Raw genomic sequence first — 12,053 nt, forward strand, 5'->3', positions numbered from 1 at the left:
GCAAGCTCGCTCCCACAGGGTTTGGTGGCGCACACAGATATTGCAGGCACCCCAAATCCACTGTGGGAGCGAGCTTGCTCGCGATAGCGATCCTTCAGCCGACGCGGATGTTGGATCAACCCTCACTTCCACAAAGGATCAGGGTTCCAGGCCGATGGGGAAGAACTCGCCACCACTCCACACGCCCAACCAACGCTGCCCGTCGATCTCGCGGCTGACCGCCAGCTCCACCAGTTGGTAGAACACGTTGCGATGGATCAAGGCCTCGAGGTTGCTGCGCACATGCACGTAGGGCGCCGGTTCCTGGGTCTGGGGATCGATCACGACGCGCATCGGATGTTCCGGGCCGGCTTCGGTGATTTCCTCGACATTGGTGGTGAAGCGCAACAACTGCGCTTCACCCTGCCCTTCGACTTCAAGAGTCACCGCCACGAACGGCGCGTCATCGACCTTGATGCCGACTTTTTCCACGGGAGTGATCAGGAAATAATCATCGCCGTCGCGGCGAATGATGGTGGAGAACAGCTTGACCATCGGCTTGCGCCCAATGGGCGTGCCCAGGTAATACCAGGTGCCGTCCCGGGCGATACGCATGTCGATGTCGCCGCAGAAGTCGGGGTTCCACAAGTGGACCGGAGGCAGGCCTTTGGTCTTGGGGATCTGCCCCAGCAGGTCATTGGCTTTTTGCGGTCCGCTCATGGTGTCTCCTTCTGTTTATTCGTCGCTCATCCCCAGCAGGCTGCGGGCGTACTCACGCAACGGCGTGGCGATGAGGTCTTGTGGCTGCTTGTCGTGCAACGTCAGCAAACCGCCACGGCTCTTGATGCGTGCAGTATCAATCAAATACTGGGTGCTGGTCTCGATCAACATGATTTGAATCACGCTGGTGTCGACGCCCAGGCGATCCACGGCCTCCTCATCCAGCCATTCGTCAGTATTGCCGATGCGGTTGTCGGCCTTGGCGAAGCGGGTGTAAAGCAGGTAGTGGGCGCCAGCAGCCCGCGCTTCGCCCATCGCCTGGTCGAGGCCTTCCGGGACTCGGGCGCGACGAACCATGGGGAAATATTCGATGAAACCGTTGAAGGCTTCTTCAGCCACGACGTTGGGCCGAGGATAGGCGCTGCCCGGCGGAGCAAAAGCGCCTTGGGCGATGTAGATGAAGGAATCCGGCTGGATGCGCAGGTTGTTCACGCGGCGGCTGTCGCTATGGTCCAGCAGGCCGGCATCGCTCATGTGATAACGAACGCCCTCCCCCATGTCGCTGACATTCATGCAGCCACCAAGCGTCAAAACGGTCAGCAGCAAAAACAGGCTACGCATCCTATCCTCCAAAAACCGGTGACGGAAAACCGGCGAATGGCCGTGGGATGCAGCTTTTGCGCCAGCTTGATGGGGGAATGGTTCATTATTCCTGTGGCGAGGGGATTTATCCCCGCTGGGTGCGAAGCGCCCCCAAAGGACAGAAATGTTCGACCTGATTCTCCGAGGCGATAGTTCCGGGGTGGCTGCGCAACCCAGCGGGGATAAATCCCCTCGCCACAACAGCCTTATTCAGCCACCGATGATCTTCATGATGGTTGCGCCACCGGAAAACGCCACTTCCTGCTTGTCCCCCAGCGCCTTGACCAGCAGACGCTGGAGCGCCGGCAAGGCTTGGTGACGAGGCTTGTCCAGCAGATCGCCGACGAAGTGACGGTTGCTCGACGACAGGCAGCCATGCAGCCAGCCGGTGGACGACAAGCGCAGTCGCGAACAGGTCCGGCAGAACGGCACGCTCTCGTTGGCGATCACGCCAAAATGGCCTAACCCCGGAATTTCGTAGCGCACGGCTGTCGCATCGACAGGCGCATCGGCCTGCAGGTATTCGTATTGCTCGCCAATCAGGCCCAGCAGTTGCTGGAGGCTGACGAACTGTTGCAGGAACGCATTGGAATCGCTGGCCAGGTGGCCCATGCGCATCAACTCGATGAACCGCAGTTCATAGCCACGTTCCAGGCAATACTCCAGCAACGGCATCACCTGATCGAGGTTCTGCCCGCGCAATGGCACCATGTTGACCTTGATTTTCATCCCGGCGGCCCGGGCTTGTTCCATGCCGTCCAGCACGGTCGCCAGGTCGCCGCCACGGGCGATACTGCGAAACGCAGCAGGGTCGAGGGTGTCGAGGGAAACATTGATGCGACGGATACCGGCGTTTACCAATAACGGCAATTTCTTGGCCAGCAACTGACCGTTGGTAGTCAGGCTGATGTCTTCCAGCCCCATCTGCCCCACCGCCGTCATGAAGCTTTCGAGCTTGGGGCTGACCAGCGGCTCGCCACCGGTGATGCGCAACCGCTCGATACCGGCGGCTTCGATCAGATAAGCAACGCCTCGCGCCATGGCCTCGGCCGACAGTTCATCCTGCGCAGCCACCAGCCGCTTGCCGTCAGGCACGCAGTAGGTACAGGCGTAATTGCAGGCTGAAGTCAGGCTGATCCGCAAATTGCGAAAACGCCTGCCTTGACGGTCAACGATCATGGATCACTCCGGCGAAAGAAGAATCGAGTCCGAGAAAATTGACCTAGAAATCAAGTTTTCGCAAGACCCAAGCCTGAGTATATTCCTCGGGCACTGCGCCATGTAAGCGGACATGGCGCAATCAGGTAGCTGAATGCCTCAACTGCTCGGGACTTCCGGGTCGCGCTTGCGCTTGTTGCCCATGCGCACGCCGATGTCCATCAGGAACTGGAAGAAACCTTCCTGATCTTCCAGCACGTTGCTCCAGAACGGCGAGTGATACAGCGCCACCGCGCCATGTACCAATGCCCAGGCAGCGCAATAATGGAAATACGGCGGCACGTCTTCGAGCTTGCCTTCGCTGATCCGGCCCTTGATCAAGAGGGTCAGGCGATCGAAGTTCGAAGCGCGAATCTTGTGCAGCTCCTCGACCATCTCTGGCACCTGGTTGCCCTTGACCACCTTTTCTTCGAGGCGATCGAACAAGCGATAACGTTGCGGGTCGCGCATACGGAACTCGAAGTAGGCCCGGGACAGGGCTTCCTTGTCCTTGTCGACATCGGCCGAATGCAGGAGCTCGTTCAAATCGCGCTCGTAATCGAGCATCAGGCGCAGGTAGATCTCAGCCTTGGATTTGAAGTGTTTATAGATCGTGCCTTTGCCGATACCCACGGCATCCGCAATCATCTCGACGGTGACGCTGTCTTCGCCCTGGTCGAGGAACAACTTGAGCGCGGTGTCGAGAATTTCCTGCTCGCGGCGACGAAACTCACGGACCTTACGGGGTTCTTTGTGCATAAGAAAAAGGTCTGAAGGGTCAAAATTCGAAGCCCGGTATTATGCCTAACTTACGCAAAAATGCACGGATCATCCGTTCTGGGCCACAGATCTCAACAAAACCGCGCAAATCCGGCTCCTCCGTTTCAACTGATGCCTTATCGCCGCGCAGGCGTCAGGCACAATGAGAACCTATCCGAAGCGAACGTATTCCAAATTTGTTTAAAAACCAACCCGGTGAAACTGGACGCACTGCCATAGTGATCAATACTTGAACTGTCGGCGCGACATCTCCCCCAAGTGACGCGCCGATAAAGGTGCCAACGGACCGCGTGCCTTTGTTTTACTCCTAATGGTCTTAACCCGGATTCACCCCCCAGAACCCGGGTTTTTTTTGTCTCGGTTTCAGGCCATCGGCGAACGGACGCGCGCCAATGGGAACAGGCGCTTGAAGTTTTCCGTGGTTTGCTCCGCGAACCGGCCATAGGATTCCCCCCGCAACATCGCCAGGAACTCCGCCACTTCCCGCACATATTGCGGAAGGTTTGGCTTGCCGCGATACGGGATTGGCGCCAGGTAAGGCGAGTCGGTCTCGACCAACAGGCGATCGGCCGGCACCTTGCTGGCAACGTCGCGCAAGGCGTCGGCATTGCGGAACGTGACAATACCGGACAAGGAAATGTAATAACCCATGTCCAGCGCAGCCTTGGCCATGTCCCAATCTTCAGTGAAGCAATGCAACACACCGGCCTGGGGCAGCGCCGCGTCGCGCAACAGGGCCAAAGTATCGGCCCGTGCCCCACGGGTGTGGATAATCACCGGCTTGCCGGTCTGTCTTGCGGCTTCCAAGTGCAAGCGGAACGACGCCTGCTGTACCTCGGAGGCCTCCGGCTCGTAGTGATAATCGAGACCGGTTTCGCCGATGGCGACGACTCGAGGGTGGTCGAGTTCATGCAGCAGCCAGTCCAGGGCGGGCGTAGCATCGGGTTGTACGTCCAGCGGGTGGATGCCGACCGAACAATCGACATCCTCATAACGTTCGGCCAGGACCTTGACGTCGGCAGCGTTGTCGGCGCTGACGCCGATGCACAGGAAGTGTCCGACGCCCCGCTGGCGCGCGGCATCCAGCGCGGCATCCAGGGAACCGCCGTGGGCGGCAAGGTCGAGGCGATCGAGGTGGCAATGAGAGTCTACGAGCATAAGGGGCCAGGCTACATCGTATGGGTAGGACGGTCGGACTTGAGCGATCCGGCCAGGTGGGTTTCGATCTGATTGCGGGCCGAGTTGTCACCCTCGTTGAACTGCACGCCAACGCCGGCGGCCCGATTACCCTGGGCGCCCTTGGGGGTGATCCAGATGACCTTGCCGGCGACCGGTATCTTTTCCGCTTCGTCCATCAGGCTCAACAGCATGAACACCTCGTCGCCCAGGCGATAATTCTTGTTGGTAGGAATGAACAGGCCACCGTTCTTGATAAACGGCATGTAGGCTGCGTAAAGCACGGACTTGTCCTTGATGGTCAGGGACAGGATGCCGTTGCGTGGCCCGGGACTGACAGGTTCGTTCATGCTGATCTCCGCTGCGATTGAGCTGAGTCTAGTGCCTCTGTCAGGTACGACCAGGCAAACTCGCCCATTGCACCAACAGCGCCTCCAGCAGCAACACGCGATTGAGGTTCGCCTTGCTCAGCACCTTCTGACGTTGGGCAAGAATCCAGTCCTGAATGTTCAAGATTTTGTCCTGGCTGCTTTTTTGCGCCAGGTACTGGATCACCTTGCGCATATCCGGCAATCCGAGGCCGGCTTCGTCCTCGGTGAGCTGATAACGCAGGATCAGGCTCGACCAATCGCAGAACCAGTCGAACAACAGCAACAAGGGGATGGCGTTCCACCCCTCGGCCAGTTGTGTCGGCGATTGCTGCTGCTTGAGCAGCTTCTTCACGCCGTCCACGACCAGGGCCCGCTGCTCGCGCACGCCTTGGGCCTGGAGGCTGACCGCCGCCAGCGGCGAGCCGGCGGCCAGGGTCAGCAGTTCGACGCGCTCTTCATCGGAGCTGTCAGGCAAGGCCTTGGCCAGCCATTGCAGGCTCATTGCCTCGCTGGGCAGCGGACAGGTCTGCTGAACGCAACGGCTCTTGATGGTCGGCAGCAAACGGCTCGGCTGATGGCTGACCAGCAACAGCACGGTATCGCCGGAAGGCTCTTCGAGGCTCTTGAGCAAGGCGTTGGCGGCGTTGATGTTCATCGACTCCACCGGCTCGATCAGCACCACTTTGCGCCCGCCCATTTGCGAGGTCTGGACCACGAAGCTGACCAGGTCACGAACCTGGTCGACCTTGATCGCCTTGTCCGCCTCTTCCGGCTCCAGCACGTAATTGTCAGGATGGCTACCGGCCTTGAGCAACAGGCAGGACTTGCATTCACCGCAGGCATTCGAGGCCGCCGGGGCCTGGCACAACAGGCTGGCCATCAGGCGTTCGGCCAGCGCTCGCTTGCCGATTCCGACCGGGCCATGCAACAGGTAGGCATGGGCGTGCTGGGCACGGCCGGCCAGTTGTTGCCAAAGGCCGTCCTGCCAGGGATAAGCTTCAGCCACGGGCACGCTCCAGCAAGCGCGGCAACAAATCCTCCAGCGATTGCTGGACCTGCCTCAACGGTTGAGCGGCATCGATCAACAGGTAACGCGCCGGATCGGCCTTGGCGCGCCCCAGGAAGGCATTGCGCACGGCGTTGAAGAACCCCTGCCCTTCGAGCTCGAAGCGGTCCAGCCGGCCACGAGCGCTTGCCCGTGCCAGGCCGATTTCAACTGGCAGGTCGAAAACCAGGGTCAGGTCGGGACGCAGGTCACCCTGGACAAAGGTTTCCAGCGTCGCGATGCGTTCAAGGGACAAGCCACGCCCGCCGCCCTGATAGGCATAAGTCGAATCGGTAAAGCGGTCGCACAACACGACAGCGCCGCGAGCCAGCGCCGGGCGAATCACCTCGGCCAAATGCTGCGCCCGCGCGGCAAACACCAGCAACAATTCGGTATCGGGATTCATGATTTCATCGGCCGGTGCCAGCAGCACCTCGCGAATCCGCTCGGCCAGTGGCGTGCCGCCCGGCTCGCGGGTCAGCACCACCTCGATGCCGGCAGCCCGCAGGCGTTCGGCCAGGTACTCGCGATTGGTGCTCTTGCCGGCGCCTTCCGGGCCTTCCAGTGTGATAAACAAGCCAGTCACGGGCGATCCTTAGTCAAAGTCATTGCGAGCTCGGCGGCTCGCTCGCATTCGGTTCGGGGGCAGGCTCTTGTGGCGGCACCTGAGGCACGGCTTCAGGCGCCGTGTCCGGTGACGCTGCGGGAATCGGTGCCGAATCATCCGGGGCCGCCGGGGCCGGACTGGAGCGATAATCGGCACGGCGCTTGAGCTGGAATTCACGCACCGCGTTGTTGTGCGTCTCCAGATCATCGGAAAAGACATGGCTGCCATCGCCACGGGCAACGAAGTAAAGACTGTTGCCGTCGGCCGGGTTCAACGCCGCGTGGATCGCTTCGCGCCCCACCATTGCAATCGGTGTCGGCGGCAAACCCGGGATCAGGTAAGTGTTATAGGGATTCTCTTCTTTCAGATGGGCACGGGTGAGCTTGCCGGTGTAGCGCTCGCCGAGGCCATAGATCACGGTCGGGTCGGTCTGCAGCAGCATGCCCAGACGCAGGCGACGCACGAACACTCCAGCGATCTGGCCACGTTCCTGGGGCACCCCGGTTTCCTTTTCTATCAGGGAGGCCATGATCAGGGCCTGATAGGGTTGGCTGTACGGGACGTCGGCGGCACGCTGTGCCCACTCTTTGGCAAGCACGTCGTCCAGCCGATCGTAGGCCTTCTTCAACAGATCGGCATCCGTGGTGCCCCGCACGAAGCGGTAGGTATCCGGGAAGAACCGGCCTTCGGGGAACACGCCCGAATGACCAAGGCGGTCCATGACCTGGCTGTCGCTCAGGCCAGCAAGGGTCTGCTGGAGTTTTTCGTCCTTGGCCAATGCCGCGCGCACCTGACGGAAATTCCAGCCCTCCACCAGCGTCACGCTGTACTGCACCACATCTCCGCGCTTCCAGACGCCGATCAAGGCTTCCATGGTCATGCCCGGCACCATCCGATATTCACCGGAGTGCAATGGCTGGTCGGCTAGATTGAAGCGCCAATAAATACGCAGCCAGAAGGCGTCCTTGATCAGGCCGTCGGCTTCGAGGCGCTTCAAGGTTCCGGTCGGGGTGGTCCCGTTGGGTACGTCCAGCAACTCTTCCTGGGTGATGTTCAGCGGCTGTTGCAGCGCCGAATGAATCTTCCAGGCTGAAGCGCCCAACAACAGCCCTGCCAGAACCAGTCCGGTCTCCAGCAGCAGCAAGAATTTACGTCTCACGAATCAGGCATCCAATAGCGCACGGGCAAGGGTCTGCAGTTTACGGGTGAGTGGGCCAGCCGACCAGCGTGCCGAACCGCATCCGAGTACCGGCCACACGCCATATACGCTGTTGCAGACAAAGACCTCATCGGCCTGGTGCAGCTGTTCGAGGCTGATATCCATGATTTGCGTAGCGATACCTTGGGAATTGGCTTGAAACAACAATTCTGCGCGCATCACCCCGGCGACACCACAACGGCTCAGGTCCGCTGTAGACAAGACCCCATCGCGCACCAGGAACAGGTTACTGAACACACCTTCGATCACCCGCCCGGACGCGTCCTGCATCAAGCCGTCGGCATACCGCGAATCAGTCCACTCAGCACGGGCCAGCACCTGTTCCAGGCGATTGAGGTGCTTGAGACCGGCAAGCAAAGGCTGCTCGGACAAGCGCACTGAACAGGGAAACAGGAACACGCCTTGCTCGGCATGGGCAGCGGGATAAGCAACAGGAGCACTGCCCTGCAGGATGCGTCGGGCGGTGGCCGAGGGATCGGCGGCATAACCACGCCGACTGTCGCCACGGGTCACGATCAATTTCATCACGCCGTCACCCTGAGACCGGGCGTAAGCGCTCAGCTCGGCGCTCACCACCGTCATGTCGACCCTGAGCGCCAGTCGCTGGCAGCCTGTTTCCAGGCGCTGCAAGTGACGCTCCAGCAACAGTGGCCTGCCATTGCGCACGGCGATGGTCTCGAACAACCCATCGCCATAAGCCAGGCCGCGATCTTTCAGCGACAGGACGTCAGCCGGTTGACCGTCGACCCAGCTCTCCATCAACCTGCGAACCGGCGGAACACCAGCGAACCATTGGTCCCGCCAAAACCGAAGGAGTTGGACAACACCACATCGATGTCCATGCCACGGGCTGTATGCGGCACGAAGTCCAGGTCGCACCCTTCGTCAGGCTCCTCGAGGTTGATGGTCGGCGGCGCTGTCTGGCTGTTGATCGCCAGGACGCTGAAGATCGCTTCCACGGCCCCTGCCGCACCCAGCAAGTGACCGGTCATGGACTTGGTGGAGCTGACCGCCAGCTTGTAGGCGTGTTCGCCAAACACCGTCTTGATCGCCTGGGCTTCGGCCAAGTCACCCGCCGGAGTAGAAGTGCCGTGAGCGTTGATGTATTGCACTTGGTCGCCGTTGATCTTCGCGTCACGCAAGGCGTTGGCGATGCAACGGGCGGCACCGGCGCCATCGGCCGGTGGCGACGTCATGTGGTACGCGTCGCCACTGGTGCCAAAACCGATCAGCTCGGCATAGATGGTCGCGCCGCGGGCCTTGGCGTGTTCCAGCTCTTCGAGCACCAGCGCACCGGCACCGTCGGACAGCACGAAGCCGTCACGGCCCTTGTCCCATGGTCGGCTGGCACGTGCTGGCTCATCGTTGCGGGTCGACAGCGCACGGGACGCGCCGAAACCGCCCATGCCCAGGCCGCAGGCCGCCATTTCGGCGCCGCCAGCAATCATCACGTCGGCTTCGTCGTACATGATGTTGCGCGCGGCCATGCCGATGCAATGGGTGCCGGTGGTGCACGCCGTGGCGATGGCGTAGTTGGGCCCCTGTGCACCCAAGTGGATGGACAGGAAACCGGAAATCATATTGATGATCGAGCCCGGCACGAAGAACGGAGAAATCCGTCGCGGCCCCGAATCGTGCAGCGTGCGGCTGGTTTCTTCGATATTGGTCAAGCCGCCAATACCCGAGCCCATGGCCACGCCGATGCGTTCACGATTGGCATCGGTCACTTCCAGCCTGGCGTTGCGCACCGCCTGGAAACCGGCTGCCAAGCCGTATTGAATGAACAGGTCAAGCTTGCGAGCTTCCTTGACCGACAGGTATTCCTCGACATTGAAGCCTTTTACCGAGCCGCCAAAACGGGTGGAATAGGCAGAAAGGTCGGTGTGTTCGATCAGACCAATGCCACTACGGCCAGCCAGAATGCCCTGCCAACTGCTTGGCACATCCGTGCCCAGTGGCGACAACATACCCATACCGGTGACTACGACGCGTCTACGCGACACAGCACTCTCCTTTTTCAAATGACGACTTTGCATCAGGCCTAAAGAAAAAACCGCACGCCGTGATGGCAGTGCGGTTTTTCCATGACAGCTAGCGACGACTAAAAACGATTACGCCTGGTGGCTGGTAACGTAGTCGATAGCAGCTTGTACAGTAGTGATCTTTTCAGCTTCTTCGTCAGGAATCTCGGTCTCGAATTCCTCTTCCAGAGCCATCACCAGCTCAACAGTGTCAAGGGAGTCGGCACCCAGGTCTTCAACGAAGGAAGCGGTGTTCACAACTTCTTCTTCTTTAACGCCCAGTTGCTCGGCAACGATTTTCTTGACGCGCTCTTCGATGGTGCTCATACCTTGTTTTCACTCCTAATGGACAAATTCAGGCAGCTGGCCGGTGGGTAAGTGTATAGAAAGACTTTTCGGTTTTTCAACCGAAAGCTTCACTCCTCGAACCCTGGGGCCCGCCGCCTATAAATAGATTGCAGCTTTATAACGGATTTTAGACAGCTCGTATGACATTTTTTTGAAGCAATCCGTCACATTTAACTCATGTACATCCCGCCGTTCACCGGGATTGTAGCCCCGGTCACGTATGCCGCACCGTCCGAAGCAAGAAAAGCGACCACGGACGCGATTTCTTGAGCTTGCCCCAGACGACCCAGCGGAATCTGCGTCAACAAGGCTTCACGCTGTGCTTCCGGCAGTTCACGGGTCATGTCGGTGTCGATGAAACCCGGTGCAACCGAGTTTACCGTAATCGAGCGCGAACCGACTTCTCGTGCCAGCGCACGGCTGAAACCTTCCAGACCGGCTTTCGCCGCAGCATAGTTTACTTGGCCTGCGTTGCCCATGGCACCCACAACCGAGCCGATACTGATAATTCGGCCCCAACGTGCCTTGGTCATGCCGCGCAAGACGCCCTTGGACAGCCGGTAGAGGCTGTTCAGGTTGGTGTCGACCACGTCGAACCACTCGTCATCTTTCATGCGCATCATCAGGTTATCGCGGGTGATGCCGGCATTATTCACCAGGATCGCCGGTGCACCGAACTGCTCCTGGATGCTTGCCAACACGGCGGCAACGGATTCATCACTGGTCACGTTGAGCTCGAGCCCGGTGCCCTGGATACCGTTTTCCTTCAAGGTCGCGGCGATACGCTCGGCGCCCGAAGCGGACGTCGCGGTGCCGACAACGATGGCGCCTTGGCGACCCAGTTCCAGGGCAATGGCCTGGCCGATGCCGCGGCTTGCACCGGTCACCAGTGCAACTTTACCTTGCAGACTCATGCAAGCTTCTCCTGTTCAGGCTTGCGCTGCGCGAGCGGCAGCGAAAGCGTCTGGGGTGTTGAGGTTGGAAGTGGACACGCCTTCGGCGCAGCGCTTGTTCAGGCCTGCCAGCACCTTGCCAGGGCCGCATTCGACCAGCTCGGTCGCGCCCTTGGCTGCCAGCGTCTGCACCGATTCGACCCAGCGAACCGGCTTGTAGAGCTGCTCCAGCAAGTCGCGCTTGAGGGTCTCGAGATCCGGCGCCACGTTGGCGCTGACGTTCTGCACAACAGGAATCTGCGGAGCCTGCCAGTCGATGGTGGCGATGGACTCGGCAAAACGCTCGGCAGCCGGACGCATCAGTTCGCAGTGCGACGGCACGCTGACCGGCAGCGGCATGGCGCGCTTGGCGCCACGGACCTTGCAGCCTTCGATGGCACGCTCGACGGCAGCCTTGGCTCCGGCGATAACCACCTGGCCCGGGGAGTTGAAGTTGACGGCGCTGACCACGTCGCCTTGCGCCGCTTCGGCACAGGCAGCCAACACATCGGCATCTTCCAGGCCGAGGATCGCGGCCATGCCGCCCTGCCCGGCCGGAACGGCTTCTTGCATCAACTGGCCACGACGCTCCACCAGTTTCACCGCATCAGCCAGGCTCAGGCTGCCAGCGGCCACGAGTGCGCTGTATTCACCCAGGCTATGACCGGCGACAAACGCCGGGCGCGCGCCGCCTTCAGCCAGCCACAGGCGCCACAAGGCAATCGAGGCGGTGAGGATGGCCGGTTGGGTTTTATCGGTTTGATTGAGTTGCTCTTCCGGCCCTTGCTGGGTCAGTGCCCACAAGTCGTAGCCGAGCGCGTCGGACGCTTCTTTGAATGTTTCGAGGACCAGCGGGTATTGCGCGCCCAGCTCGGCCAGCATGCCGAGGGACTGCGAGCCCTGTCCTGGAAAGACGAATGCGAGGGAAGCAGACATGAAAACAAAGCCCCTAATGATCTTGTCGTCAAAAATTGACGCCCCTGGGGGCGCTAGGAAACTGACAGTTGGATGGCGGC

The 12,053-nt window shown here is 60.3% G+C and carries 14 protein-coding genes; all 14 read right to left on the reverse strand.

Features of this window, described 5'->3' with window-relative positions:
* Positions 1-138: 138 nt before the first annotated feature.
* Positions 139-699 (reverse strand): DUF1285 domain-containing protein, encoded by a 561-nt coding sequence (locus JMN22_RS17075; RefSeq protein WP_030137718.1) that lies wholly within the window; start codon positions 697-699, stop codon positions 139-141.
* 15 nt (positions 700-714) lie between these two features.
* A complete protein-coding gene (locus JMN22_RS17080; protein WP_030137717.1) occupies positions 715-1,320 on the reverse strand; it encodes a DUF4823 domain-containing protein in 606 nt (201 codons plus the stop codon).
* A gap of 231 nt (positions 1,321-1,551) precedes the next feature.
* Positions 1,552-2,520, reverse strand: coding sequence for a GTP 3',8-cyclase MoaA (locus tag JMN22_RS17085; protein ID WP_030137716.1), 969 nt, complete (start codon positions 2,518-2,520; stop codon positions 1,552-1,554).
* A 138-nt stretch (positions 2,521-2,658) separates the two neighbouring features.
* Positions 2,659-3,297 carry a TetR/AcrR family transcriptional regulator gene (locus JMN22_RS17090; protein WP_030137715.1) on the reverse strand — a complete coding sequence of 213 codons (639 nt, stop codon included), beginning with the start codon at positions 3,295-3,297 and terminating at the stop codon, positions 2,659-2,661.
* 384 nt (positions 3,298-3,681) lie between these two features.
* Positions 3,682-4,476, reverse strand: coding sequence for a TatD family hydrolase (locus tag JMN22_RS17095; RefSeq protein ID WP_030137714.1), 795 nt, complete (start codon positions 4,474-4,476; stop codon positions 3,682-3,684).
* A gap of 11 nt (positions 4,477-4,487) precedes the next feature.
* On the reverse strand, positions 4,488-4,844 hold the full coding sequence (locus tag JMN22_RS17100) for a PilZ domain-containing protein (protein WP_030137713.1): 357 nt from the start codon (positions 4,842-4,844) through the stop codon (positions 4,488-4,490).
* Positions 4,845-4,884: 40 nt separating this feature from the next.
* Positions 4,885-5,871, reverse strand: coding sequence for a DNA polymerase III subunit delta' (locus tag JMN22_RS17105; protein ID WP_030137712.1), 987 nt, complete (start codon positions 5,869-5,871; stop codon positions 4,885-4,887).
* Positions 5,864-6,496, reverse strand: a complete 633-nt coding sequence (gene tmk, locus JMN22_RS17110; RefSeq protein ID WP_198798201.1) for a dTMP kinase — start codon at positions 6,494-6,496, stop codon at positions 5,864-5,866. Before tmk ends, JMN22_RS17105 begins: the two co-directional genes overlap by 8 nt.
* Positions 6,497-6,515: 19 nt before the next feature.
* A complete protein-coding gene (gene mltG, locus JMN22_RS17115) occupies positions 6,516-7,676 on the reverse strand; it encodes an endolytic transglycosylase MltG (protein WP_198798202.1) in 1,161 nt (386 codons plus the stop codon).
* 3 nt (positions 7,677-7,679) lie between these two features.
* The gene (pabC, locus tag JMN22_RS17120) at positions 7,680-8,495 is read right to left on the reverse strand and encodes an aminodeoxychorismate lyase (RefSeq protein WP_198798203.1); all 816 of its coding nucleotides are present in this window, start codon (positions 8,493-8,495) and stop codon (positions 7,680-7,682) included.
* A complete protein-coding gene (gene fabF / locus JMN22_RS17125; protein ID WP_198798204.1) occupies positions 8,495-9,739 on the reverse strand; it encodes a beta-ketoacyl-ACP synthase II in 1,245 nt (414 codons plus the stop codon). The genes pabC and fabF overlap by 1 nt, the downstream gene beginning before the upstream one ends.
* A gap of 108 nt (positions 9,740-9,847) precedes the next feature.
* Positions 9,848-10,084, reverse strand: a complete 237-nt coding sequence (acpP, locus tag JMN22_RS17130; RefSeq protein ID WP_003175607.1) for an acyl carrier protein — start codon at positions 10,082-10,084, stop codon at positions 9,848-9,850.
* Between the two features lie 191 nt (positions 10,085-10,275).
* Complete coding sequence (fabG, locus tag JMN22_RS17135) at positions 10,276-11,019, reverse strand: 3-oxoacyl-ACP reductase FabG (protein ID WP_030137707.1); 744 nt, start codon at positions 11,017-11,019, stop codon at positions 10,276-10,278.
* A gap of 15 nt (positions 11,020-11,034) precedes the next feature.
* On the reverse strand, positions 11,035-11,973 hold the full coding sequence (gene fabD, locus JMN22_RS17140) for an ACP S-malonyltransferase (RefSeq protein WP_198798205.1): 939 nt from the start codon (positions 11,971-11,973) through the stop codon (positions 11,035-11,037).
* Positions 11,974-12,053 lie beyond the last annotated feature (80 nt).

The organism is Pseudomonas sp. HB05 (assembly GCF_016756915.1).
Taxonomy (GTDB): domain Bacteria; phylum Pseudomonadota; class Gammaproteobacteria; order Pseudomonadales; family Pseudomonadaceae; genus Aquipseudomonas; species Aquipseudomonas alvandae.

Excerpts from the sequence above, each read along its gene's own strand:
- fabD (WP_198798205.1), bottom strand. The coding sequence starts at position 11,973 with ATGTCTGCTTCCCTCGCATTCGTCTTTCCAGGACAGGGCTCGCAGTCC.
- JMN22_RS17085 (WP_030137716.1), bottom strand. The coding sequence starts at position 2,520 with ATGATCGTTGACCGTCAAGGCAGGCGTTTTCGCAATTTGCGGATCAGC.
- JMN22_RS17080 (WP_030137717.1), bottom strand. The coding sequence starts at position 1,320 with ATGCGTAGCCTGTTTTTGCTGCTGACCGTTTTGACGCTTGGTGGCTGC.
- JMN22_RS17100 (WP_030137713.1), bottom strand. The coding sequence starts at position 4,844 with ATGAACGAACCTGTCAGTCCCGGGCCACGCAACGGCATCCTGTCCCTG.
- JMN22_RS17095 (WP_030137714.1), bottom strand. The coding sequence starts at position 4,476 with ATGCTCGTAGACTCTCATTGCCACCTCGATCGCCTCGACCTTGCCGCC.
- JMN22_RS17075 (WP_030137718.1), bottom strand. The coding sequence starts at position 699 with ATGAGCGGACCGCAAAAAGCCAATGACCTGCTGGGGCAGATCCCCAAG.
- fabG (WP_030137707.1), bottom strand. The coding sequence starts at position 11,019 with ATGAGTCTGCAAGGTAAAGTTGCACTGGTGACCGGTGCAAGCCGCGGC.
- pabC (WP_198798203.1), bottom strand. The coding sequence starts at position 8,495 with ATGGAGAGCTGGGTCGACGGTCAACCGGCTGACGTCCTGTCGCTGAAA.
- acpP (WP_003175607.1), bottom strand. The coding sequence starts at position 10,084 with ATGAGCACCATCGAAGAGCGCGTCAAGAAAATCGTTGCCGAGCAACTG.
- JMN22_RS17090 (WP_030137715.1), bottom strand. The coding sequence starts at position 3,297 with ATGCACAAAGAACCCCGTAAGGTCCGTGAGTTTCGTCGCCGCGAGCAG.